This is a genomic window from Lederbergia galactosidilytica (genome assembly GCF_017873565.1).
GTDB lineage: Bacteria > Bacillota > Bacilli > Bacillales > Bacillaceae_C > Lederbergia > Lederbergia galactosidilytica.
Map to the genome: position 1 here is coordinate 100,501 of NZ_JAGGKH010000012.1, position 24,726 is coordinate 125,226.

Below are 24,726 nucleotides of genomic sequence, written 5' to 3' on the forward strand. Positions count from 1 at the left end.
AGTTAGTAGATCATTACCATATCAAGTTGTTCAAGCTCAGTTAATGGATCATACATATCTCCAATCATTTCAGACACTAGTAATTTAGGTATACCATAGTTCCCTTTATTCATCAGCTGATTCTAACATCGAGAATCTTGAGAGCATCTGCGAAGCAAATGTAATATCAACTTACCATGAGGAGAGTGATTAAATTTGAAACCGCAGCTTCAGGTTGGCTTGATTGGCTATGGATTCGCTGGCAAAACGTTTCATGCCCCCATTATTACTTCTATACCCGGTTTGAATTTGCAGAAAGTGGTTCAACGTAGTAGCGAAAGTGCCAAGGAACGATATCCATGGGTTGAAGTTGTAAAATCAGCTGATGAACTGTACGCTGATTCAGATATTGATTTAATCATCATCACAACGCCTAGTACCGACCATGTGGATTTTGTGCGAAATGCTCTGAATGCTGGAAAACATGTCGTCGTAGAGAAACCTTTTACAGTAACGAAAAGCGAAGCAGATGAGCTAATCCAATTAGCAAAACAGAAAAATAAGGTACTAAGTGTTTTCCATAACCGTCGCTGGGATGGAGACTTCTTGACAATTCAAGAAATCTTGCAGAATAATTTACTTGGCAGAATAAGGGAATGCGCCTTTCATTGGGATCGTTTTCACCCAACCGCATCTAGAAAAAACTGGCGAGATCAAGCAGGTAAAGGTGCAGGCGTCTTTTATGATTTAGGTGTCCATTTACTTGATCAAGCTGTTCAGCTTTTTGGTAAACCAAATAAAATAGCAGCAGATATTCAGATTCAACGGGAGGGTGCAAATGCCCATGATTATTTTGCTGTTACACTTGGATATGATGACAAGTTAAAAGTAACATTGAAGTCTTCTCCATTTGTACGCAGCGAATCTCCCCGTTACATTTTACATGGCGAGAAAGGTTCTTTTATTAAATATGGACTGGACCCACAAGAAAAAGCATTAATTAGTGGTCAATCCCCTGCTTCAACTCCACAATGGGGAGTGGAGCCGGAGGGACAATGGGGAGAATTAAATACCTCGCTTGGCAAGATTCATTTGAAAGGAAAAATAGAAACCCTTCCAGGTGCCTATCAAAATTATTACCAAAATATCTATGATCATATTATGGAAAACATTGAGCTGGAAGTGAAGCCAGAAGAAGCAAGCTATAACATTCACTTGATTGAAAGGGCATTGCAAAGCCATAAAGAAGGCCGGACGTTACTAGTGGATAATTGAAAATAATATCAAGATAAGGGGAAATTGTATGTTTCCATTTAAAACTTCTCTAAATGCATCAACTTTATTTCCATTTCAACTAGATGTCATTCAACAAATAGAAATTACCAAGCAAGCTGGCTACGATGGGATTGAGCTTTGGGTACGTGATATTGAAGATTATTTATCAAATGGAGGAACAATCCAATCGATTCAAACTGCTTTGAACAGAACAAATCTATCATTTATAAATGCGATAGCTTTTTTCAAGTGGGCTGACAAAGATCAATCAACCCGAGAAAAAGCATTTGAACAAGCTGAAAAGGAGATGAAGCTATTAGCATCGTTAGGGTGTATTTCCATAGCTGCTCCTCCATTCGGGAATGTAAAATCAGTACACTTAGACGAAATAAGCCAGTACTTTGAACGACTGGTCCTACTTGGTCGCGATATAGGGATTGAACCCATTCTTGAATTTTGGGGAAAGGCTGAGCAATTATCTACTTTAACTCAAGCTCGGTACATCATCGATAAAGTCGACATATCCTCACCTAAAATTCTTATAGATCCTTTCCATATGTATATTGGTGGCAGTGATTTCTCAGAATTAAAAAATATACAAGCAAACCAAATTGGAGTGGTCCATGTTAATGATTACCCTACCACTCCAATAAACGGAAATTTAGTGGACCGTGATCGGGTTTTTCCTGGCGAAGGGATAGGCAATACAAAAGAAATGGGCTTAGTATTGGCACAAAGTGGCTTTAATGGATATTTATCATTAGAATTATTTATCGAGGAATATGGAGATCAATCACCATTGGAAGTTGCAAAATATGGCTTAAAAACAATGATAGATTCCTATAGTGTTAACTGAATCTAGAAATTCAAAAAGAGGCGTAAAGGTACGCCTCTTTTTCTTCCCAAGGGTTTGAATATTTTGCAAATAACGCCCATAGCAGGAAAAAAGTCGTTCAATATCTAACAAGATTATTCCCTAACTACTATAAGACGAAGATAGTAGTTAATTATGTAATATTCTCTATTGCTTGCGTTATTTATAGTCAATTAACGAAGAATGTGAAATGGCTAAAAACAATTTTAAGCGTTTTTATACTTAGTATACACGGATTCAGTTTTATTGGCTTACACGGAGATGGCGGGTTTACGAGTTATGCAAATGCCAGAATCCAATGTTTATCATCTTCCAGAAACATTAAGCTTACAAGATGGTGCATTGGTAGAACCAATGGCTGTCGCTGTACAAGCTGTCAAAGAAGGTCAACTTCAATTTTGGGATACTATAGCTGTATTCGGTGCTGGGCCAATCGGATTATTAACTGTCATTGCTGCAAAAGCAGCGGGTGCAAGTAAGATCATCGTGTTAGATTTATCTGAAACACGCCTTGAAAAAGCGAAAGAATTAGGCACAACACATATTATTAACTCAAGTAATGGAAATTCCGTGGAGGCTATTCGCGCTATTGTTCCAGATGGTGTAGATGTCGCCTTTAAAGTAGATAGTTCACCTAATTGATGATTAGAAACCGATTCACGGTTCTCCTTCAGAAATAGCTTAAATAGAAGAAGGGAAGCCTGTTGACTCCCTCCTACAAATTATTAAAGGCATTGAAGATCTAAACCTTTATCATTGTTCCTTTTGGCATTTTATCATTAAAAATTTAAAAGGAGGTTTCTTTTCATTATCCTTATGTGGCTCAATAATCTCAGTGTATTCAACCAGTCCGTACTTTCCAAACTCATGCTTAATCGTATTAGAGTCATAAAAAAACATTTTTATACCTTCCGTGATTTCGAAATAATTTTTCCCTAGTTTTTTACCTTTGCCATACATCGGGGCATCTTTAGAAATCGCCGTAAAAATCATATAACCGTTTGGCTTCAGCTGGTTATAACAATCTTGAATGAACTTCTCTCGCTCACGTTCATTCAATAAATGAATCAACGCATAGCAAAATATCCCATCATACAATTTGTCATCAAACGGCATGTCACCAACTGCCCCATGAAAAATATCCATATTAAGTCCATTTTGTCGTGCCAATTCAATCGCTGTTTTTGAAATTTCAATCCCTGTTACATTTATACCGTTATCCAGAAAGACCTTTGCGTTTCTGCCATATCCGATCCCTGGAATCAGTATATCCTGCACATTCTTTTCAAGGAAAAAGTCCTTTGTCTTGATTGCGGAGTCGGAAGGTTCAAATCCCCACATCATTTGATTTGCTTGAAAACTAGATTCCCATAATTCCGTCATACCTGGGCCCCTTTCCAAATATTCTTTATCCGCTCCTGTTAAGCATGGCCCCATTCCGTTGAACATAGCATTGTTTACCTAAATTAAGCTCATAAGTAAACCACCAATTACACCAGTCAGCACCACAATCCAAGGCGGTAATTTCCAATAGACTAACATACTATATAAAATAGCAGCAAAAGCAAAATCCCCAGGTGATAAAATGGAGCTCGTCCAAATGGGATGATAAAACGCTGAGATTAATATTCCCACAACTGCAGCATTTACCCCCATAATCGCTCCTTTAATTTTCCTATTATTCCGTAACTGATCCCAAAATGGTAGTGTGCCGATAATAAGCAGAAATGCTGGTAAAAATATTGCAATCGTTGCGAGCAGTCCGCCTTGCCAGCCATTCAGAACAGCGCCTAAATAAGCGGCAAAAGTAAACAAGGGACCCGGAACGGCTTGCGCAGCACCATACCCCGCTAAGAATGTCTCTTCACTCATCCAACCGGTCGGTACAAGTTCTTGTTCCAATAAAGGTAAAACTACATGCCCCCCACCGAAAACCAGAGAGCCTGATCGATAAAAACTATCGAACATAGCGATCCAGTCCGATCCTGTTACCTCCTTGATAATCGGTAGTAAAAAAAGTAAAGCGAAAAACAACAGTAACGATATTATTGAAACACTCTTAGCAATTGGAAAGAATGAACGAACTTCTTCCTTTTCCTGTTGATGCTTAAATAGAAGAAAACCCATGAGTGCGGCTATCAAAATGACGCCTACTTGTGTAAAGGCTGTTTGCCAAATAAGTGTTGTAATGAGTGCAAATAAAGCAATTGCTTTTCTTTTTAAATCAGGGGTTAATTTTTTTGCCATCCCCATTATGGCATGAGCAACGACTACTACTGCTACAATCTTTAATCCGTGTATCCAGCCAACATGATTGATTTCAAACTCAGTAAGTAGGATGGCAAAAAGGATAAGGGCAACTACTGAAGGTAATGTAAAACCAAGGAAGGATACCACACCTCCTAATATACCCGCTCGCATGACACCTATCCCAATTCCCACTTGGCTACTAGCCGGACCGGGTAAAAATTGCGCCAAAGCAACTAAATCTGCATAACTTTTTTCATCTAGCCACTTTCTTCTACGTACGTATTCTTCATAAAAATATCCTAAATGAGCTGTTGGTCCACCGAAGGAGGTAAAACCAAGTCGTGTTGAAACGAGCAAAATTTCTAGAAGCGATTTAAAGCCGCTGTTTGGGTTATTCTTAGTCATCATTAACTCCTTTTTATCACTCTTTAATTTCCTTAAAAAGTTCATATGCTTTTTCTCGAGCCTCACTAAGGATGAGATTTCCCCTTTCCGTGGTCGTGTAATATTTTCTGATTTTCCCGTCCACATTTCTATCCTCTCTTATAAGAAGACCATCAGATTCCATCGAATGGAGGATAGGATAAAGTGTACCAGCACTGATCCTATAGCCATGTTCTCGAAGTTCTTCTAACATCCACGCTCCGAATATGGGATGCTCTTTTGCATGATGCAAAATGTGGATATGAATAAAACCAAGAAAAAGTTTCCGCAATACTTTATCTTCCAAACTAGCCTCTCCTTGCCTATTAATATCGGTCTTCAATATCGCATTTCGATATCACGAGTATATGTTACGCTTTGCTTATTTTCAATATAGAATGAGATCATTTACATAACCTTTACAGAGTCTTTACATTTAACCGTTATCGGCATTTAGATTAGTGAATGTCCCCTTCTTAACACCCTTTTGGAGAGGGAGACTCCTTTCGGAATGAAGTTAAACTAAAACCTTTGCAATGAAAAATCCCTTAATTTAAGCACCATTTAACTCATAAGTAGTATTCTGCAATGTCAAAATCCTCTTAAATAAAAAAGCTCAAACTAGGCAAGCACGAAGTCGAACTTGCCTAGTTTGAGCTTTATCATTTTCTGTTCCAGTTTAACATGCAACTTGATTTGTTTTTTGTACAAGACAGATAATTTCTAAGTAAAATGAATACAACACTTAGTAGTAATGAGATAAATCCTACCAATACCACATATGGCGTCCCTAATTTTGCAATAAATATTCCACCGATAGCAGCACCAAACATGGTTCCTAAGTTAGCGGATGTTAAAAATAAACCATTAGCAAAAATAGGTGCTTCAGGAGCTGAAGACATAATCCAATATTGATTGATATTTGCTCCGATACCAGCCAATATCCCCCAAATTAAAGTAATAATTGCCATCGGAAATGTAAGCTGACCAAATAGGTATAATATGGTGTAAATCACACCCAATGCAAAGGGGAAAATCACTACAGTTTTAAGCGCATTTTTAGTCAGTAACTTCCCTGCCGCAATGTTTCCAATAATATTGGCCCCACCATAAATAAATAAGAATAAACTAGTGGCATTTGGGGACATATTTGTCACTGTCTTTAAATATTCAGCTAGATAACTATACACTCCGAATACTGCCGAATTTAATAAAATTACAGCGACAATCGAAAGCCATGGAATTAGTTTTTTTAATACAGATAATTGTGTCCCATAAGAAATTCTTTCCTTCACAGGCATAGATGGAACAAAAACTACTGTGGCAAAAAAGACGAGAACATTGACAATCGCAAAAAAGGCCATTGCCATTTCAAATGAAACAGCACTATCTAGAAAACTTACAATGGGTACCCCTATCACCATTCCCGCGGATACCCCTATCAAGACCTTCGCAACAGCTTTTGGTGCTTCTTCCTCACTAACAGAGTCCGCAGCGACGGTAAAAGCTAATGAACAATAAATTGGATGAAAAAAAGCTGGCACCACCCGAGCAATTAAAGCAATGATAAAGTTCGTCGTTAAGAGGGAAACCATATTCCCTATCACAAAAATTCCGAGAACGAGTAACATCATCTTTTTGCGATCAACCCCTGAGAATAAGAGTGGCATCGTTGGCCCTGATACTGCAACAGCTAGGGCAAAGAGACTTACAAGTAATCCCGCTTTTGAAACACTGACTTGAAAGTGATCCGCAATCGAAGGTAAAATGCCAATCACTCCCATTTCAGTATTAATAATTCCGAAAACCCCTATTGTAACGATAAATACGAGCAATTGGTCTCGTTTAGTCAAAAATATTCCTCCTAAAAATAACCTTTAACCGTATGCTCATGCGTGCAAAAAGGAGGACAGGTGAAACTCCAATCAGAGGAGGTCCCTTCCTCCCCCACTAATTGTTAATTGAATGAATCGAACTTTTGCGGCTGTCGATTGCCTACTTATTTTTGCACATTCTTTTAACGAATCTGCCAGTTCGGGTGGACTTTAAATTCTTGTGGTTAACAGTCTCAAGCTCGCACCAACTAACCACCCTATAATTAGAACCCCTTTTTCGTTGGTAGAATAACAATTTCACTTACAGTAACGGTTTCAGGTGTACTAATGGCATACACTACGGCATCAGCAACATCACTTGATTTTAAACCAATTCTTCGTTGCAAATCCTCTGTCCATTCGCGCCTTTCTGGATCTTGAATCGTTAGATGAAGTTCAGTGTCAACTGTTCCTGGGGAGATAAGGATGCTGCGAATATTATTTTCTCGCTCCTCTTGGCGTAAGCCTTCCATGATCGCACGAACTGCAAACTTAGTCCCACAATATACAGCACCTCCTGGAAATACAACATGCCCAGCTTCAGAATCCGTTGTCACAATCTGACCAGATTGTTGTTTTTTCATAATCGGTAAGACCGCAGCAATTCCATTTAGAACGCCCATAATATTAATATCTAGCATTTGTTGCCATTCATCAAAACGTTTTTCTGCAAGGGGACTTTGGGGCATGATTCCCGCATTATTAAAGAGGACATCCACACGTCCATATTTTTCAACAGCAACATCCACAACAGCTTGAACATCAGCTTTGTTTGTTACATCGGCCACAACATAGGATAAATCAGCATCAGGCAATGATTCCACAAGAGCTTTCAAGCGCTCTTCACGGCGTGCTGCAATGACTAACTTTGCCCCTGCGTGGGCCAGTTTCTTCGTTGTTGCTTCACCAATTCCACTTGAAGCTCCCATAATAATGACCACTTTATTTTGATTAGACATATTACACAACATCCTTTCAACTATGATTCTCACTATAGAACTTCGTGATCTTTCTCGGTGCCTACTCTCCTAATAACAAAAAGTTGACTCAGATTTTCAAGGATTTTTTGCTAACCTGTTTCTTTCTTTATTCTAACGCGTTTTGATTATATAGCTAATACTTATATATTATAGTAAGATATGCCTAATAGGCATTTATAAAATCACTATACTGAAAGAGTAAAGGGGAGTAATTAGGATGGAATTAAGAGTTTTACGATACTTTCTTACGGTTGCACGCGAAGGAAGCATTACAGCAGCCGCTGATTTTTTACACGTGACACAGCCAACTTTGTCAAGGCAATTAAAAGACCTTGAACTAGAATTAGGGAAGAAGCTTTTTACTCGTAGTCGCCATCGGGTCATTCTTACAGACGAAGGGATACTCCTCCGAAAGCGCGCAGAAGAAATTATAGGAATGGTCGAAAAATTAGAGGACGAATTTCAGGCAATGGAAGAAACGATCAATGGAGATATTTACATAGGCAGTGGGGAAACTGACGCGATGAAACAAATTGCCCGGGTGGCAAAAGATTTACAGTCCAATTATCCCAATATTCGCTACCACCTCTACAGCGGAAACGAGGATGATGTAACAGAACGACTTGATAAAGGATTACTTGATTTTGGGATTTTAATTCAACCAGCTGATTTATCTAAATATAATTATATCGAGATCCCTGCCAAAGATGTTTGGGGTGTTGTGATGAGAAAAGACAGTCCACTTGCTTCCAGAGACACTATTCAAGCAATCGATTTATTAAATATTCCACTAATCTGTTCACGACAGCCTTTGAAAACCTATTCCAAAAATGAATTTGCGGATTGGTTTGGAGAAGACTTTGATAAATTAAACGTTGTAACGACCTATAATCTTGCCTATAATGCTGCCATTATGGTGGAAGAAGGGATCGGTTATGCCATTGCCCTTGATAAAATAGTAAATACATCAAGTGATCGTAATCTCTGCTTTAGACCATTAGAGCCGAGACTTGAATCTGGCTTGAATTTTGTGTGGAAAAAGCATCAAGTTTTTTCCAAGGCAGCTGAAATGTTTTTAAAAGAAATTCAGGAGCAGCTTCCAAATTCCTTATCAAATGGATAAGAGAATCTCAAGTGAGCTAGAAAGGATATTATAGGATTGAATTAGTTGGAATTTCTCCTCATAAGCGGATTGTTGCTAGGCTTTTAGAGTTAAGATTATATGCGCTATGAATAACTGTCATTACTCTCCCCTCTCTAATTGTAGGAGAGGGGTAAAATGAATCTATCAGATATATGGGGAATTGGATAATACCTCACCTCCCCATCAAGTAAAACCACCGAAAGCCAACTGACTTTTCCTTGGCTCTTTACTCAAAATCGGGAAATATCCTTCCCCCCTCCCCTATAGCTACTATCCATTTCCTTTCCAATGAACAGTAACCTATTTTTTACATTGTTTTAGAGGAAGGGGATCCAGCGCTCATTTGGGAATCCCTTTTGCTCTTCAGCAACCGGTGGACGAAAAGTGAGAACAATAATAAGGAACAGACGACTGACACTGCACTAACGATGAATAAAACTTGGAAATTCCAAAACTGAGATACCCATTCTAGAAGCATAGCACCAAGTCCGATACTACTTGCATTCCTATTCCTATGGAGAACGAATCCACATATAGAATTAGAAAAAACAAATGAACAGAGCTTGGGATAAGAATGTATTTACCAAAAAAACCTTTCTCATATCCCGATTAATGAACTATTATGTTTGTTCCATACGTGTCTCCCCAAAAATTATTTACCTAACTTTTGGGGAGCATCTCAGACCTTTGGCAGAAGTCTGAATATATTTCCTTCGCTAAAGTCATGCATTATTCGTTATCAGAGTTTACCATATTAAATGTTCGAGTCTCTTGCAAAATAATAGATTTACGCCACTTCTCTAAAATCTTCACCACTCTGCAATCGTTCCGTCTTTATGTCTCCATACTGGATTTCTCCATTTATGACCGATTTTTTCCTTTTGTTTAACATAGTCTTCATTTATTTTAATCCCAAGGCCAGGTTCTGACAGGTTTGCAACAGATCCGGCCTTATATTCGAACACAGATGAATCTTCAAGATAGTCCAATAAGTCACTTTCCTCATTATAATGAATGCCTAAGCTTTGTTCTTGAATGAACACATTATGTGCTGTGGCATCTACTTGTAAACATGCTGCCAATGCAATCGGTCCAAGTGGGCAATGTGGAGCAACAGCCACATCATATGCCTCTGCCATGGCGAAGATTTTTTTACATTCGGTGATCCCACCCGCATGTGACAAATCCGGCTGAATAATATCCACATAACCATCTGATAATAACTTTTTAAAATCCCATCTTGAAAACATTCTCTCCCCTGTTGCTATCGGGATTGTGGTAGCATGAGCTATTTCACGAAGGGCTTCATTATTTTCAGGTAACACAGGCTCTTCCAAGAACATTGGGCGATACGGCTCCAGTTCCTTCGCTAAGTATTTAGCCATTGGTTTGTGGACACGCCCGTGAAAATCAATCCCTATTCCAAAGTCATCGCCGACTGCCTCTCTTACCTTTGCCACCCTTTCAATCACTTCATCCATTTTTTTAAATGAATCAATGTATTGTAGTTCTTCCGTGGCATTCATTTTAACCGCTGTAAACCCAGCCTCTGCTTTTTCTTTAGCTCCTATTGCTACATCCACAGGACGGTCGCCACCTATCCAGGAATATACCCGCACACTATCTCTACATGCTCCGCCTAACAACTCATAGATGGGTGTTTGATAATACTTTCCTTTTATATCCCATAACGCTTGGTCAATGCCTGCAATCGCACTCATCAGAATAGGTCCGCCACGATAAAAGCCGGCTCTATACATCACTTGCCAATGATCCTCTATCCGCATTGGATCTTTGCCAATCAAATAATCACTTAGCTCCTCAACAGCCGCTTTGACCGTATGTGCTCTTCCTTCAACAACTGGTTCTCCCCAGCCAACAAGACCATTATCCGTCTCGATCTTTAAAAATAACCATCGAGGAGGAACAATAAAACATTCCATATTTATTATTTTCACTGTCTCCATCTCCTCTTCTTATTTTTTCGATAAAGTGAATTAACAACTTTTTCTCCTCGAATTCCTGAAGTAAGAATCCTACTACCAGTTTAGCTAGATTAATATACTTGATCTTTACTGTTCACTCTCCAACGCTTTTACAAATTGTCTTGCTTTTTCAGATATTCGCGCTAACGATTCGGCTGTAAAAGGTTCATTAGCGTTTACGAGGGAACCACCAATTCCAAATCCAGCAGCACCTGCTTGTAAAAAGCCTTTGATATTATCAAGATCCACTCCCCCTGTAGCAAGTAATGGTATGAATGGCAACGGTCCCTGAATCGCTTTGATATAATCCGCTCCTACAAGAGCAGGAAATAACTTAATCATATCTGCCCCCTGTTCATAGGCAGTCAGTATTTCGGTTGGTGTCAGTGCACCCGGTATGCTGACCACACCATATCTTTTAGTCAGCTTGATTGTTTCAAGATTTACGGTAGGTGATAATATGAATTTGGCTCCCGCAGAAATGGCCAGCTGCGCAGACTCCGGATCTAGGACAGTTCCAGCACCAACAAGTATTTCATCTCCAAGCTCATTGGCCACTCTTTCAATCGCGTATAGGGCCCCTGGTGAATTCAAAGTAACTTCAATGATGCTTATACCGCCTTTTTGTAGTGCTTTCGAAATTTCTATTACGTGATCCGCAGGCACATTTCTTAGAATCGCAATCAACTTTTTATCTAAAATCAGCGATTTAACATCCATCATGTGAACATTCCCCTTTATCCGGATTTATCTTGATACATCTTGTCCGTCATTCAATTGAGTAAATTTCTTCAGCTGTTCCCGGTCAGGCAAACCTTCCACATCACCAGAAACCGTTGCAACTAGTGCTCCCACAGCACATCCTCGTGCCACCGCCTCAGCCATTTCTAATTGATCTAACATTCCAGACAATAAGCCAGCCGCAAAGCCATCGCCTGCTCCAACAGGGTCTACTACTCTAGATATCTTGTAGGCAGGAGCGAATCCACACTCATCTCGACAAGAATAATAAGCACCTTTTTCTCCGAGTTTCAACACTACGGTATCTATCCCCAACCTATGAAATTGTTTAACGATTTCATCTGGAGTACTTTTCCCTACTAAAAACTCTCCTTCCTCTATACCAGGCAGGAGGATATCAGCCTTTTCAGCAATCGCCAAAATCGTCTTTTTCGCTAGATCGTCATTCCATAATTTCTTTCTAATATTCGGGTCAAATACCACTTTCACCCCATGGAAGTTGGCAACCTCAATAGAATGAAAAATCGCTTCTCGGCAAGATTCACTTAAAGCTGGCGTAATCCCAGTCAAATACAAGTATTTTGCGCTTTTAACATATTCTTCATTAATGTCACGTCGTTCGATCGTACTGGCTGCAGAATTTTTCCGATAATAATAGATATGAACATCATTTTCATTGATAACTTCCTTGAAAAATATTCCTGTCGCAATATTTTTCGTTTGTTTCACTTGCGAAATGTCTACTCCTTCTCCACGAACAAACTTGAGAATGGAGGCTCCAAATTCATCTTCTCCCACACGGCTAATCCAGCCTACTTGATGATTAAGTTTTGCTAGACCTATCAATGTATTCGTTTCTGCTCCAGCGATTCTACTTGTGAATCTATTCGTATATCTCATCCGCCCAAAAGTATCTGGCATAAATGATACCATCGTCTCTCCAATGCCAACAACGTCCATCTCCCCACCTCCATTTACACGTACTGCCACATAGTAAATTTACTCTCTTCGCTATTCTATTCATAATTCATTTCAATTAATGATCTAACTTTAAAAATTCCCAACAGCTCTCCTACTGATATTCTCACCTCTGGTGAAAATTCCTTGCTTTGAATATATTGCAATATCTCAAAAAACAAATAATTGGCTTCTGGTCGTTTCATTGTTTCCCTATTTGCGAGATTGAATGTAGACACAAATAACTTTCCTTTTCCGACTTGCACTTCATAAGCATAAGCTAAATGTTTTGCCCGATTAAAATTATCAATTACTTCAACAATCGGCTTCACTTTCGGCAGTAGCTCCATTCCCAATGCAACAGTATTATCGACAAGATGAAACCAATGCCAATCGGAATATTGATCATTTGGGAAGTTTTTCAATACCGGATGCTCATGAATCAACATTCCCATCGTTGTCCCTCTTTGTTGTGGAAACCAAATATAATTCCAAAATATCGGCAAATACTTTGTTAGCACCTCATCATATTGACGATCCTTTTGCGCCATAAGCCACACAGAACCACCATCAACTAAGTTTTGCAAAACATCTCTGGAGAGTTGGTCTGTAATGAGAAGATCTACATCCTCTTCTGCTTTAAAACTATGTTGTTCAATCCCGATCATCCCCTCTACCCTAGCACCATAAAGAACAGACCGAATCGCTCCAATATTTGTCCATATGCGTTCAGGATGTTGGGGCAATTTTTGCCGAGGAAACTCCCAGAAATCCCACTCATTTGTAACTGATTTTCCTTCATAATCTAAGCTTGCACTTAATGTCAGCCTTCGCGCTTCTTCACTTCGCAAAGGGACTCGCACTTTAATTATCTCCGTAATCCCATCCCCAGAAATGAATGATACTTCCTTCCTGCCTTTTTCAATCCTTTTATTATCTGCCTTCAATTCCCATAACAATATCGCTGAGGTGATAGGTTCTCCAAAATGAGAAACTTCAAGATCCGCTGAAAGGATTTCTCCCTGAAAGTACGTTCGCTTCTTTGCCCTCATTAATAAAATTGTTTGCTCATTAAATTGACGGAATTCCTCTGGCTTAACAATTTGTTTCGAATCCCAAAATACGTCCAAAATGCCAACCGTTGCATGACCTTGTCCAGGAAAGTCACGGATATCCAATAATTGAATACCAGCTAACCCGTTTGTTCTTCTTGCCTTTTCCATCGCTTCTTTTAAAGAACGCACAAGATGAATCCCCGTTGCATTAATGAAGTCCTGTACTCTTTCACTTACATTTTTCACTTCCAGTGTTTCATTGATTGCTTCCAACCAATGCGGCTTTAAAATCCCTTTATATTTCTCCGCTTCAAAAGGGCGGACATACATAGTAAATTGTCCATGCTCATGAGCGATCAGTGGTTTATTCTCCAGTCTCGTAATCTCTTCATAGTCCAATGTAGTGTCTGGAAGAGCCGCATGTTCGATATTGTAAGGAGGATGCCAATTGAATGTCGGAGTAAAATAATCACCTTCCCGATCCAAACTCGGTAACTCTCCAAACCCTGTATTATCTGTATAAAGCCTTGAACAATCTAGTTTTCTTGCAAATTGGACCATTTCATTTAATTGTGGATGGCCTTCAGCACTGATTAACTCATTTCCCAACGATAACATAACAAAAGATGGGTGTAATTGGAGACTGCGAATGATGCGCTCTAGTTCTCTCTTTAAAAAACCATGTGTTTCATTGTTCGCACTCTTGCGTCGATTCAAGTATTGCTTACTCCAATGCGGTAATTCTGTTTGGACAAGCATCCCTTCAAGATCTGCCGCCTCCCAAAACGGTTTAGGTGGTGTCCAGCCATGAAGCCGCACATGATTAAATCCATAACCTTTTACTATCCTAAACTGCATTCTATAATAATCTACATCCCATATTGGATATCCCGTTTGTGGGAAAATACAACAATCCACATATCCAGTTAGAAAAATAGGTTTGCCATTAAGTAAAATTTGTCTACCTGCCGTTTCCAAATTCCTTAACCCAAAGGTAGTCTTTTTCACATCATATACTTCATCATGATGTCGTAAAATCAATTCCAATTCATATAGATAGGGATTATCTGGTGACCAAAATATAGCCTTATCTCCAAGTTGAATGTGCAGATGTTGTTTGACAAAATGGCCATTTTTCTCCTCAGGAATTACTTCAAGAGCTTCAGCATCCATTATGCCGTCATGTTGAATCACTTTGGCTATTAGTGTCCATCCACTCATATCTTGACATTTCCTGCGATCAATTTTCACACGAAGCTCCACACTCTTCTTCTTTACATCTGGAATGAGATGAATGTCCTGAATGGTGTACGGCTTTTCAGTCTCCAAAGCAATACCACCAGTAATCCCACCCCAATTTGTACTTGTATGATAAGAATGAATATGACTTTCATGGAGTGAATACTTCATCGTGTTATCAACACGTATAACAAATCGTTGTTTTTTCCCCGCTTGGATACAGGATGTAATATCAAAACGATGATGACTGGAAAGACTTTCGCCTTTACCAACGAACATTCCATCAATCCATAATTCCGTATGCCAGCGGACTCCTCTAAGCACTAAGAACACATATTGATCAGATACCTCTTCAGGCACGAATACATCCTTTACATACCAAGCTACTCCTTCATATTCCCTTTCTTTTTTCCACGTACCAATTGGTTCATGGTCTGTCTTTGAACCAAAACCTTGCTCTTCCCACGAACCAGTTGCATGAATTGTAGTTTCTGGCAAGTCTGCTCCTATTTCATAAAGCTGTAAAAGATCATTCGGATCTATAGTAAAATGCCAATTTTCACTCAAACTCACGGAGAAATTCTGTTCCTTCATCTTTTGTGAATGCACGTTCTTCACTCCTTCTTATCTGGAATGTAAATTTCATTATTAAAGAGAAATGCAAATAAAACGCTTCCATCTATACCTTTGATAGCACTTTTAATATAGTTAAGCTTACATCGACAGATATTTCTTTCAATTGGTCAACTAATTTGTAGATTGTTTAGTTCTATCTCATACTCCTTCACCAAACATCACTATAGTATTGATTACCAGTTCAAAAAAGTGAATTTCTTACTCAACATAATTTCGAATGATACAACCTAGAAGACAGGCCTCCATCCATTACAATCGCTTCACCCGTTACCATAGCAGACTCTGCAGATGCTAGGTAAACGGCCATATCACCAATATCTTCAGGGGTGCAAATTTTTTGTAATGGATGCAATTGCAATACCTCTTGGTGAATCAATTCCTTATCACTCTTTTCAGCCAACCATCTCTGATAATGCGGAGTATTCGTAAATCCGGGACAAATCGAATTTACCCTAATCCCATATTGTCCTAAGCTAAGCGCCATACTTTTAGTCATTGCATTTACCCCACCTTTAGCAGCAGCGTATATTTCCGAATCTGGAAGAGTCGCAAATGCGTGATTGGATGAAATATTGATGATCGATCCTTTACTTTGCTTTTTCATGTATGGCATTACATATTTGCTGCATAAAAATGGCCCTCTTAAATCAATATTTATTAAGTTGTTCCAATCATCGATTGTGGCTTCTTCTAAGGTTTTAAAAACAGTAATCCCTGCGTTATTGACAAGCGCATCAATTTGCCCAAAACGTGATATTGTTTCCTGTACCATATTTTGAATACTCGTCTCCATAGCCACATCTGTTTGAATAAACACCGCGTTGCCATTATTTTTCTGTAGCTCTTTCACAGTGTTAATCCCTTCTTCAGATTGATCTGTAGCTATGACTACAGTAGCCCCCTCCTCCATAAATCGTTTAGCTATCCCTTTGCCAATTCCACTGCCTGCACCGGTCACTATCGCGACCTGGTCATTGAGACGACTCAATAAATATCCCCCCTATTTACGATTTTCGGGCATTACTTTCCCTTTCCCAGCGTTTCATCATCATTGCTCGTTTCTAAAGGTAACTTCCTTGACTCTATGCCTCCCCCTTCAGTTTGATAGCGTTATCATACTATTCTTTTCATTATAGTAAGGTGACTTTAATATAGTCAATGTTTTCTAGTTAGTTTTTAGAACTTTATTTTAATATGAATTTTGAAGGTGAAGAAAAAACCCTGTCAAATTAATAATCCCCCATCATATATATGAAAAGTTTAATAAATTAGTTGTTATCAACTCTTCGATATAATAAACTTACTTTACATAAAAGGTAAACTCCATCAGTGGAGGCTTTGGTATGCAGGACGCAGGTCATGTAAGCAGTTTCCCCAAGTGGTGGTCTGCATCCCTCTGTTCCCACCGGCTGTTCTTTGAACCAATCGGGCTTTATCCGACACCTTCACTTCCCCGTCTTTCCTAAAACCTTAAGTTGGAGTATTACTGTCCATTAACGCGAAATAAGTAAGAGGAGTTATAGATCATGCTGACTAAACCGAAAAAAATAAGTAAAAGTCTTATGAAACAACTGAATCAAAAACTAGTTCTGCAAATTTTAAAAGATCATGCAAATGCTTCCAAATCTGAATTAGCAAAGATCACCGGGTTAACTATTCCAGGTGTTTCAGAGATTATCCATGAGTTAGAACACTACCAGTTGATCAAAAATATCGGCGAGTCACCGATTAAACGAGGCCGCTCTCCGGTAATGTATGAAATCAATAAAGATTCTTTCAAAGTTATTGGAGTAACAATTCGTTCCAAATCAATCAGAGTAGGTTTATTTAATACGTTAGGTGAGAGATTATTATTTTCGGAGGAAAACCTTCCAGAGGACACTTCACCAAACAATATAATGGATTATGTTGCAATATTGGTAAGACAGCTTCTTAAAGATTCTAAGATGAGTTTTTCCGATATTAATGGGATCGGTTTAGGGATGCATGGAATCGTTAACCCTATCAAGGGGATTTCTATTTATCCACCTCATTTAAATTGGAGAAATATACCCGTTAAGCAAATGCTAGAGGAGAAACTAAATATACCAGTTATCATCGACAATGATTGTAATACACTAGCTCTTGCTGAATACTGGTTTGGTGATGGAGAAAATTTAAATTCCTTTATTACATTAAATGTAGATTACGGAATTGGCGCAGGCATCATGATTAATGGGCAATTATTTCATGGGAGCAATTTTGGTGCGGGCCAAATTGGCCATACAATCGTTCAAGACAATGGCTCACTTTGCTCTTGCGGTAATTACGGCTGTCTTGAAACGATCTCAAGTGAACTTTCCATCATTGAAAAAGTGAAAATCAAAATCAAAAAAGGCTTTCCAAGTCTCATTACTGAAATTGCCAAAAGTCCCGACCATATTACTCTCAACCATCTCTATGAAGCAGCCAAGCAAAATGATCAGCTCGCCTTATCCATATTGGAGACGGCTTCAAGATACTTAGGAATCGGCATTTCCACATTGGTGAATGTATTTAATCCAGAGAAAGTCATATTAACGGGAGGAATACTTCGCGGGCAAGATGCAGTCATGCAGCCATTAACAGAATCATTTCACACTCACGCATTATTAACGAACATCGACCATTTAGAAATAGTCCAATCCAAACTTGGTCAACAAGCTGGTGTTCTTGGAGCAGCCACACTCTGGATCAACGAGCTGTTTAAAGGTGAGCTTCCATTGTCGAGTTTAAAATCCAATTAGCTTACTTAAGCCCAATTGGCAACTTCCAAACTTTAATAACTTTCCGTGAGCGTCATAGAAAATTGAATACCTTCTATAACGCTCTTTTTTAGATAAATTCCTTTGCATTGGAGCAAGGTTAATTTTCTTAAAACTAATCAACCATCAGCATTTGCCACCCCTCATCTTCATTCCACATCGCGTCTAGATCATCAAGATGGACATGCCATTCCCCGCCAGCAATCACTCTTCTAATTTCCGTAAGACATGATAACCAGTAGTATAAAGCAGCCAACATATCCTCAATATCTTCGGAGAAAGGTAACTTTGTTGCGCCTTCGAAGATTATCGCTGGCTCCGAATCATCCCTTTCATAAACACAGAAAGTTTCCCCGCTCTCTTTCAGTTCAAAATGATCATTATACTTGGCCACAATCACATTTACTTGTTGTTCTTCAGCTGACATAGGAGTGTTTCTTTCACATGTATAATAAATTGAAACGCCCATTTCTATCACTCCTCCTATTTTAAAGAGAACTTTACATTCATCATTCTGTACCCTTGTTCTATCCTTAACTATACTTAAATTATCCTAAAAAAGACTTAGTGGTGGATCATTCATCATACTATTTTGAAGTTAAAAAACTCCTCTTTATTTTTCCTCCTATCTGTTCCATTTCCTGTTCATTTCGAGCGATACTTGATTTGACCATCTATTTTGGAAACTGCCCTCACCATATATCGAGAACTGCTATTAATAGTTGATATTCCGGAATTCCCCTTTTATTTACACTACATTCCTTCCCTTCTAACGTTCCCTGTTCCGAGTACCACCAAATTATATATTTCCTTCTCCGCATAAATTACATTTAATGACAGAGAATAATTAGGAAGAAGATTCGTTAAATTGGAGGGTCCATTATGGTAGAAGGAAAACAAATACGATTGACTTCAGGTGAAATCACCCAGCTTTATATGCAATACATGGAAGATAGTGCAACCGTATGTTCACTCAGTTTTTTTCTAGAAAAAGCGGAAGATACCGAAATAAAACCGATAATTAAACATGCTTTGCAGTTATCTCAAACACATGTACATAAAATCAAGTCTATACTTACTGAAGAAAAGCATAAGATCCCTCATGGTTTTAAAGTAGAGGAAGATGTTGATTTAACCGCTCCAAGATTATACGCGGATAGTTTTATACTAACCTTTATCCATCAAATGGCAGCAATTGGTCTTAGAGCCTATGCTGCAAGTTTGTCCCTCGCTGTTAGGTCAGATATTACCACCTACTATAAAGAGCGGCTTCAAGAAACAATGGAATTATACGAGATGTCAAAGGATTTATTGTTATCAAAAGGGTTGTATATCAGAGCACCCTATCTCCCTAATCTTGATGAAGTAAACTTTGTTAAAAAGCAATCTTTCTTATGGGACATTTTCGGTGAAAAAAGACCCTTAATTGGTTCAGAATTGACTAATCTTTATTCGAATATCCAAAGAAATGCTTTAGGTACAGCTACTTTAACGGGATTTAGCCAAGTAGCCCAAGCAAAAGATGTCACAAAGTTCATGCTCAGATGTATAGATATTGCCAAAAAACATATTACAGTATTTAGCGAAAAATTAAAGGAAAGCAATTTACCTGTACCAATGACATGGGACACAGATATTTCCAAGAGTACAACCAATACATTCTCTGATAAATTAATGATGTATTATACAACATCTTTAATTTCTTTAAGTATTGGCTTCTATGGTTTAAGTATTGCTCAAAGTCCTAGAGTTGATTTAGGTGTAATGTATAACAGATTATCGCTTGAGATACAGAAGCTTTCCGAGGATGGAGCAAATATCATGATTAAAAATAAATGGTTAGAACAGCCTCCTATGGTTCCAAATCGGAAAGATTTAGCAAAAGGCAATTAATTGAAGGTGGCCTTATACAATGATATGGCAAATAAAAATCCAACCGAAGTACTTTTATGGAGTATCGTTCTACCTGGATTTGGTCAATTTTTAAACGGGAAATACATTAAAGGGCTCGCCCTACTTTCTCTAGAATTTTTGGTCAATGTGAAAGGGCATTTAAACGAAGTTATTCTGCTAAGTTTTCAGGGAGAAAATGAGAAGGCGATTCAACAAGCTGATTATCAATGGCTCATGTTTTACGCTTGCTTGTATTCTTTTGCTATGTGGGATGCCTATAAAGATGCAGGTGGAGGCAAGACTCCATTTGCCTCTTTGCCATTTGTATTTTCAGTTTACTTCGTTACTATCGGCATGATCTATTCATCCAAAATAACGCTATTTGGGGAAAAGATTGGCCCTCTTTGGCTACCGCTATTAAGCGTTATTCCCGGTTTACTTGCGGGATACATTTTACAAAGAATTTTAAGAAAGAAGCTCTCATAAAACTTTTGTGCCTGTGAATATAGTCAGCCAGGTGGAAATCAGTTTGATTCTAGTATCTCGGATCCGAGAGGCTTATACAAACTAGAAATTCTTCTTATTAATGGGAGCTTTCTAAATTAAAGGACAACTTTTCCTAAAAATTGGGGTGCTTTGGCGATATCCCATAACAACCTGTTATTTATAGCGTTAAATCCTGCCCATATTCATAATATAACTAATCTTCTAAACTTTCGGTTGACGCAGTACATTTACCGAAATATAATACTCGTAAGTAATATATTTTATGGAGTGGCTTAAATGGGGAAAAGAGGAAGAAAAAAAGGGGCAGATGGAGAAAAACGCAGGAGCCTTTTGCTCCAAGTTTCCGCAGAAGAGTTTGCTAAAAATGGTTATCATGAAACAAAAATAAGTGCGATTGTGCAAAAAGCGAATGTGACACAACCCTCCTTTTACTTGTATTTTCAAAGTAAGGAAGCAATTTTTCAAGAATTAGTTGCTATATTTCAACAAAAGCTAATGACATTAGTGCAACAAAGTCTTCTCGAATCAGGATTAGAAAAAAGTACACTTGAGGGAGAAATAACGGAGCGAATTACTAATATTTTATCGTTTTTTAAAGAACAACCCGCTTTAACAAAGATTGGTTTTTACCTGGCCAACGAATCAGAGGAAATAAAAAGTCAAATGGCACGCCAAATTGAGCAGAACTTGCTAATCGAACAAGAGAATGGTTATTTCAGAGCAGATATCAATATGCATACCGTGGCTGAAAGTTTAATAGGGATCATAGAACGGCTTACTAAAACAAAATTACTAAATGGCGTGACAAAGCCTGAACAATTGGCCAATGAAATTGTGCGGCTCTTATTATATGGATTGAAAAGCTAGTTAATTTTAGAAAGAGATTGGGAGGTGAATGCCATTAGAAAGTTGGGGAATATGAACCTCGATGACGAATGGTTGTCTCTTATATTACAAGCAAAAAAGATAGGATTAAAACCAGATGAAGTAAGAACATTTCTTTATAACACTATTCAATTAAAAAAAGCGAATGTCAGTAACCTTGAAAAAGCCAATTCTAAATCCCCCTAAAACTTGAGTGGTTCGCATTTCACGTTTTAAAGGGATACGAACCGCTTTTACTTTTTTGCAAAATAAGAGAATAAGGTGAAAGTAAAAAATCTAAGCTATTTAAGTAGAAGCCATACTCACTTTACTTTAATAGCTTAGATTTAAATCTTCTCGCATAGGGATCCTATAGGTAAAATTCTACTCAATTCCTCTTTTTGTTCTTCTTAATTTAAATTGAAAGATATCATTTCTAAAATAATCTCTACTATACATAACAGGTTCATTGAGTTCATTGTAATGGATTTGTTCCATTAAAAGGACGGTTGTTTCTGGGTACACAAGCAATTTTTGACAGAGCTTGTCTGTATGGAGTGGCACGATCAGTTCACTATCACTTGTTAATATCGTAATATTACATTCCTTTTCAAGAAACTCTGTTAATGAACCATATAATTCTTTTTTCTCAAACGCTTCCCCAATTAACGACTTCGCCATAATATTTTGCGATAAAACGACTGGTTCATTGTTGGCGATGCGAATTCTTTGATGAAAAGAAATTGGTGTTCCAGTTGGAATCGCCAATTTCTGGGCCCAATCAGGGGGACAATCTATCGTTTTTGAGAAATCCTTTCTTTCATCTTCAATCAGACCAGCCATTTTAATTAAATCGGAAATTTTCGTTAATATCTCTAAACTACTAGGAATCGTAGGTAACATTTTCGTTATAAATGTGCCCACTCCATGTTTTACAACCACTACCCCACGTTTTTCTAACAGACGAATCGCTGAACGAAAAGTTTCACGGCTTACATCGAAACGCTTCGCCATTTCCAATTCTGCTGGCAGTCTTTCACCAGGTCGGTAAATACCTTTTTGAATATCTTCCAGTATTTTATCACTTATTAATTGGTAAGCTGATTTCTGTTTCACTCCGTCACCTCTATACATCTTTTTCTCCCTAACTATAATTTATCATATTGTAAAATTAATTTTCGTGAGTCAACCTAACATTTACATAATGTTTACATCGAAGTTAACATTCCCTCAATATTCCCCTGTTACCATCGAGGTATAGACATCATGGAGGTGAAAATAGATTACTAGTTCAAAAAATGACTTTTCTAATTTATGTATCGTAACGGATTTAGATGGCACATTACTCGATGATGAACAAAGAATATCACGCAAAAGCGAGCGTGCCATTAAAGAATTCCAGGAAAATGGAGGGATTTTCACATTTGCCACTGGTCGTGTGCAAACATCCATCACTTCCTTTATTGATCAGTTGAACATTCAATATCCGGTTATTACTCATAATGGTGCACAAATCTTTTGCCCCAGAACAAAGCGGATTCTTTATCGTCAGTCATTTGCGTTGACCGATTCAATCGCGGCAACACTAGCAAAACTAGAAAACATAGAAATTATGTATTTTATGAATGAAGAAATCTATACAAATGAAAAAGGACCACTTATTCAAATATTCGAGGCAAAGGAAGAACTGACTGTATTCGAGCAAATACCAACCCTGCAAAATGAATATGTGACAAAAATAATAATTGCCCATACTAACCAAGCTTTATTAACAGCGATTGAACAGCAAATAAATGCGGAATATCCTGCAATTTGCACAACATTCTCAGAGCCGGAATACTTGGAACTACTACCAACTAATACATCAAAGGGAAATGCCTTAACATTTTTGAAAAATAATTATCTTGATCCCGCAAGACAAGTGATAACTTTCGGCAACAACTTAAATGATATCCCCTTAGTTTCCGAAGCGGACATCGGGATTGCCGTCCTGAATGCACATCCAGAATTAAAACGTGTATCAACATTTGTATTAGAAAAAACAAACCAGGAAGATGCAATAGCAGATTATCTTGAAAAACTACAATTAACAAAGGTGATGGCATAATGAAAAAACTGTTTGTAATAAGTTTGCTCTTTATCGTTGCATTATTTGGTTGTGCGAATGCTTATGGAGAATCTGAGGAGTCAGCAGGAAGTGAGAACAATGGAGTAAGCTTTGACTCCTACGAAACAACAGAGGATTTGTATGAATTAGCGAAAGCTGAAGGAGAAGTTGTGATCTATAGTGCGACTTCAGCAGCTGAACAGGTGGGTGTTGCCTTTGAAGAAGAATACCCAGGAGTGAAAGCAGTTGTCACAAAAGTAAGTGACCCGGAGATTTATGAAAAGATTCAACGGGAACATGATTCAGGTGTTCATAACGCAGATATCATTTTAGGTAAAGGAACAAATGGCTCATGGTCAAATGATTTATTGAAAAATGGCTATATATCAGAATATAAACCAGAGGAAATTATGAAACATATCGACGAACCTTACAAGTCATATGAAGGATTAGGGTTCATTTCCGAAGCTATTACGATTATCCATAATACAGATCATCATACTGAAGCACCGATTGACAACTGGTGGGACTTAACAACAGAAAAATGGAAAAGCAAAGTACTTTTAAAAGATCCTCTTTCTGCCCCAGATATTCAAGGGGTATTCATGACAATGGTCAAACATGCGGATGAGATGGAAAAAGCGTATGAAGAGAAATTCGGTGAACCTTTAGAGTTAAATGGCACAGAAAATGCTGGTTATGAATTTATCAAACGTTTATTAGATAATGACGCCATTCTTATGAGTTCGATGGGTGATACTGTTGACGCTGTTGCAGAATCAGGTGCTGATCACTCCGTTGTCGCCATTGCTTCTACGGTAAAATTGCGTGATGTCGTCCAAAAGGATGCTGCTCTTGGGATTAACCCAGAATTGCAACCAAAACTGTCTGTTCCTGGAACATCTCGTGTCTTTGTGACAAGCAATGTAGAGAATATCGCAGCGACCAAGCTATTCATCCGCTATATGGCAGGTGGTGAAGATGGGCAAGGTAAAGGCTTTGCACCATTTAACAACCCAGGAACATTTGCTGTACGAAATGATATTAAGCAAGACACTTCCCTCCCGCCCTTATCAGAGCTCAATTTATGGGAAGAGGATGAACAATATTATTACGAGCATGCAGACGAAATGCATAACTTTCTTTTGAAAATGCAATGA

At 38.2% G+C, this 24,726-nt stretch carries 23 protein-coding genes and 2 pseudogenes; 12 read left to right on the forward strand and 13 right to left on the reverse strand.

Annotated elements, in window-relative coordinates; all coding sequences use genetic code 11:
- Positions 1–195: 195 nt before the first annotated feature.
- The 4 genes and pseudogenes from J2Z23_RS13720 to J2Z23_RS13730 all read left to right on the forward strand — a co-directional run.
- The gene (locus J2Z23_RS13720) at positions 196–1,254 is read left to right on the forward strand and encodes an oxidoreductase (protein ID WP_057983730.1); all 1,059 of its coding nucleotides are present in this window, start codon (positions 196–198) and stop codon (positions 1,252–1,254) included.
- Positions 1,255–1,282: 28 nt separating this feature from the next.
- A complete protein-coding gene (locus tag J2Z23_RS13725; protein ID WP_057983732.1) occupies positions 1,283–2,110 on the forward strand; it encodes a sugar phosphate isomerase/epimerase family protein in 828 nt (275 codons plus the stop codon).
- Positions 2,111–2,166: 56 nt separating this feature from the next.
- A pseudogene (locus J2Z23_RS22790) lies at positions 2,167–2,349 on the forward strand (hypothetical protein); the annotation flags it as partial.
- 12 nt (positions 2,350–2,361) lie between these two features.
- Positions 2,362–2,752: pseudogene (locus J2Z23_RS13730) on the forward strand (zinc-binding dehydrogenase); the annotation flags it as partial.
- Positions 2,753–2,881: 129 nt separating this feature from the next.
- Here J2Z23_RS13730 and J2Z23_RS13735 read toward each other — a convergent pair.
- The 5 genes from J2Z23_RS13735 to J2Z23_RS13755 all read right to left on the reverse strand — a co-directional run bounded on the left by J2Z23_RS13735 (position 2,882) and on the right by J2Z23_RS13755 (position 7,634).
- The gene (locus J2Z23_RS13735; protein WP_064468964.1) at positions 2,882–3,511 is read right to left on the reverse strand and encodes a class I SAM-dependent methyltransferase; all 630 of its coding nucleotides are present in this window, start codon (positions 3,509–3,511) and stop codon (positions 2,882–2,884) included.
- 78 nt (positions 3,512–3,589) lie between these two features.
- The gene (locus J2Z23_RS13740) at positions 3,590–4,783 is read right to left on the reverse strand and encodes a chromate transporter (protein WP_057989014.1); all 1,194 of its coding nucleotides are present in this window, start codon (positions 4,781–4,783) and stop codon (positions 3,590–3,592) included.
- Between the two features lie 16 nt (positions 4,784–4,799).
- Positions 4,800–5,108, reverse strand: coding sequence for a PadR family transcriptional regulator (locus J2Z23_RS13745; protein WP_057989008.1), 309 nt, complete (start codon positions 5,106–5,108; stop codon positions 4,800–4,802).
- 355 nt (positions 5,109–5,463) lie between these two features.
- Positions 5,464–6,654, reverse strand: coding sequence for an MFS transporter (locus J2Z23_RS13750; protein ID WP_209974264.1), 1,191 nt, complete (start codon positions 6,652–6,654; stop codon positions 5,464–5,466).
- Positions 6,655–6,899: 245 nt separating this feature from the next.
- Positions 6,900–7,634, reverse strand: a complete 735-nt coding sequence (locus J2Z23_RS13755; RefSeq protein WP_064468925.1) for an SDR family oxidoreductase — start codon at positions 7,632–7,634, stop codon at positions 6,900–6,902.
- Positions 7,635–7,872: 238 nt separating this feature from the next.
- On the opposite strand from J2Z23_RS13755, the gene J2Z23_RS13760 reads away from it, so the two are divergent.
- Positions 7,873–8,778, forward strand: coding sequence for a LysR family transcriptional regulator (locus J2Z23_RS13760; protein WP_057993905.1), 906 nt, complete (start codon positions 7,873–7,875; stop codon positions 8,776–8,778).
- Positions 8,779–9,608: 830 nt separating this feature from the next.
- Here J2Z23_RS13760 and dgoD read toward each other — a convergent pair.
- The 5 genes from dgoD to J2Z23_RS13785 form a co-directional block, all read right to left on the reverse strand.
- Positions 9,609–10,757, reverse strand: coding sequence for a galactonate dehydratase (gene dgoD, locus J2Z23_RS13765; protein ID WP_064468923.1), 1,149 nt, complete (start codon positions 10,755–10,757; stop codon positions 9,609–9,611).
- 114 nt (positions 10,758–10,871) lie between these two features.
- Positions 10,872–11,504, reverse strand: a complete 633-nt coding sequence (locus tag J2Z23_RS13770) for a bifunctional 4-hydroxy-2-oxoglutarate aldolase/2-dehydro-3-deoxy-phosphogluconate aldolase (protein WP_057984817.1) — start codon at positions 11,502–11,504, stop codon at positions 10,872–10,874.
- Positions 11,505–11,531: 27 nt separating this feature from the next.
- Complete coding sequence (locus J2Z23_RS13775; protein WP_064468922.1) at positions 11,532–12,485, reverse strand: sugar kinase; 954 nt, start codon at positions 12,483–12,485, stop codon at positions 11,532–11,534.
- A gap of 56 nt (positions 12,486–12,541) precedes the next feature.
- On the reverse strand, positions 12,542–15,370 hold the full coding sequence (locus tag J2Z23_RS13780; RefSeq protein ID WP_209974266.1) for a glycoside hydrolase family 2 protein: 2,829 nt from the start codon (positions 15,368–15,370) through the stop codon (positions 12,542–12,544).
- Between the two features lie 244 nt (positions 15,371–15,614).
- Positions 15,615–16,400 (reverse strand): SDR family NAD(P)-dependent oxidoreductase, encoded by a 786-nt coding sequence (locus tag J2Z23_RS13785; RefSeq protein ID WP_057984799.1) that lies wholly within the window; start codon positions 16,398–16,400, stop codon positions 15,615–15,617.
- 538 nt (positions 16,401–16,938) lie between these two features.
- Here J2Z23_RS13785 and J2Z23_RS13790 point away from each other — a divergent pair.
- Entirely contained in the window at positions 16,939–18,177 is a 1,239-nt protein-coding gene (locus tag J2Z23_RS13790) for an ROK family transcriptional regulator (RefSeq protein WP_209974269.1), read from the forward strand.
- A 133-nt stretch (positions 18,178–18,310) separates the two neighbouring features.
- On the opposite strand, the gene J2Z23_RS13795 is transcribed toward J2Z23_RS13790, so the two are convergent.
- Positions 18,311–18,664: a hypothetical protein gene (locus tag J2Z23_RS13795; protein WP_057984795.1), complete on the reverse strand. Its 354-nt coding sequence runs from the start codon at positions 18,662–18,664 to the stop codon at positions 18,311–18,313.
- 413 nt (positions 18,665–19,077) lie between these two features.
- Between J2Z23_RS13795 and J2Z23_RS13800 the strand changes: the two genes are divergently transcribed.
- From J2Z23_RS13800 to J2Z23_RS13815, 4 genes are all read left to right on the forward strand, one after another.
- Positions 19,078–20,088, forward strand: a complete 1,011-nt coding sequence (locus J2Z23_RS13800; RefSeq protein ID WP_057984792.1) for a DUF3231 family protein — start codon at positions 19,078–19,080, stop codon at positions 20,086–20,088.
- 24 nt (positions 20,089–20,112) lie between these two features.
- Positions 20,113–20,574 (forward strand): hypothetical protein, encoded by a 462-nt coding sequence (locus J2Z23_RS13805; protein ID WP_057984814.1) that lies wholly within the window; start codon positions 20,113–20,115, stop codon positions 20,572–20,574.
- 297 nt (positions 20,575–20,871) lie between these two features.
- Complete coding sequence (locus J2Z23_RS13810; RefSeq protein ID WP_057984791.1) at positions 20,872–21,462, forward strand: TetR/AcrR family transcriptional regulator; 591 nt, start codon at positions 20,872–20,874, stop codon at positions 21,460–21,462.
- A gap of 24 nt (positions 21,463–21,486) precedes the next feature.
- Positions 21,487–21,666 (forward strand): anti-repressor SinI family protein, encoded by a 180-nt coding sequence (locus J2Z23_RS13815; RefSeq protein WP_057984789.1) that lies wholly within the window; start codon positions 21,487–21,489, stop codon positions 21,664–21,666.
- Between the two features lie 177 nt (positions 21,667–21,843).
- Here J2Z23_RS13815 and J2Z23_RS13820 read toward each other — a convergent pair whose 3' ends face one another.
- Both J2Z23_RS13820 and J2Z23_RS22330 read right to left on the reverse strand, forming a co-directional pair.
- Entirely contained in the window at positions 21,844–22,575 is a 732-nt protein-coding gene (locus J2Z23_RS13820; protein WP_165602836.1) for a GntR family transcriptional regulator, read from the reverse strand.
- Positions 22,576–22,689: 114 nt separating this feature from the next.
- Positions 22,690–22,890, reverse strand: a complete 201-nt coding sequence (locus J2Z23_RS22330; RefSeq protein WP_238482763.1) for a hypothetical protein — start codon at positions 22,888–22,890, stop codon at positions 22,690–22,692.
- Here J2Z23_RS22330 and J2Z23_RS13825 point away from each other — a divergent pair.
- Together J2Z23_RS13825 and J2Z23_RS13830 are read left to right on the forward strand one after the other, a co-directional pair.
- Positions 22,823–23,566 carry an HAD-IIB family hydrolase gene (locus tag J2Z23_RS13825; RefSeq protein WP_338018431.1) on the forward strand — a complete coding sequence of 248 codons (744 nt, stop codon included), beginning with the start codon at positions 22,823–22,825 and terminating at the stop codon, positions 23,564–23,566. The two genes, J2Z23_RS22330 and J2Z23_RS13825, sit on opposite strands and share 68 nt — an antisense overlap.
- The gene (locus tag J2Z23_RS13830) at positions 23,566–24,726 is read left to right on the forward strand and encodes an ABC transporter substrate-binding protein (RefSeq protein ID WP_057984783.1); all 1,161 of its coding nucleotides are present in this window, start codon (positions 23,566–23,568) and stop codon (positions 24,724–24,726) included. The genes J2Z23_RS13825 and J2Z23_RS13830 overlap by 1 nt, the downstream gene beginning before the upstream one ends.

Bases quoted from the DNA above. Each gene is read 5' to 3' on its own strand.
- J2Z23_RS13725 (WP_057983732.1), top strand. From the start codon at position 1,283: ATGTTTCCATTTAAAACTTCTCTAAATGCATCAACTTTATTTCCATTT.
- J2Z23_RS13735 (WP_064468964.1), bottom strand. From the start codon at position 3,511: ATGACGGAATTATGGGAATCTAGTTTTCAAGCAAATCAAATGATGTGG.
- J2Z23_RS13740 (WP_057989014.1), bottom strand. From the start codon at position 4,783: ATGACTAAGAATAACCCAAACAGCGGCTTTAAATCGCTTCTAGAAATT.
- J2Z23_RS13755 (WP_064468925.1), bottom strand. From the start codon at position 7,634: ATGTCTAATCAAAATAAAGTGGTCATTATTATGGGAGCTTCAAGTGGA.
- J2Z23_RS13760 (WP_057993905.1), top strand. From the start codon at position 7,873: ATGGAATTAAGAGTTTTACGATACTTTCTTACGGTTGCACGCGAAGGA.
- J2Z23_RS13770 (WP_057984817.1), bottom strand. From the start codon at position 11,504: ATGGATGTTAAATCGCTGATTTTAGATAAAAAGTTGATTGCGATTCTA.
- J2Z23_RS13775 (WP_064468922.1), bottom strand. From the start codon at position 12,485: ATGGACGTTGTTGGCATTGGAGAGACGATGGTATCATTTATGCCAGAT.
- J2Z23_RS13780 (WP_209974266.1), bottom strand. From the start codon at position 15,370: ATGAAGGAACAGAATTTCTCCGTGAGTTTGAGTGAAAATTGGCATTTT.
- J2Z23_RS13790 (WP_209974269.1), top strand. From the start codon at position 16,939: ATGCTGACTAAACCGAAAAAAATAAGTAAAAGTCTTATGAAACAACTG.
- J2Z23_RS13795 (WP_057984795.1), bottom strand. From the start codon at position 18,664: ATGGGCGTTTCAATTTATTATACATGTGAAAGAAACACTCCTATGTCA.
- J2Z23_RS13800 (WP_057984792.1), top strand. From the start codon at position 19,078: ATGGTAGAAGGAAAACAAATACGATTGACTTCAGGTGAAATCACCCAG.
- J2Z23_RS13805 (WP_057984814.1), top strand. From the start codon at position 20,113: ATGGCAAATAAAAATCCAACCGAAGTACTTTTATGGAGTATCGTTCTA.
- J2Z23_RS13810 (WP_057984791.1), top strand. From the start codon at position 20,872: ATGGGGAAAAGAGGAAGAAAAAAAGGGGCAGATGGAGAAAAACGCAGG.
- J2Z23_RS13830 (WP_057984783.1), top strand. From the start codon at position 23,566: ATGAAAAAACTGTTTGTAATAAGTTTGCTCTTTATCGTTGCATTATTT.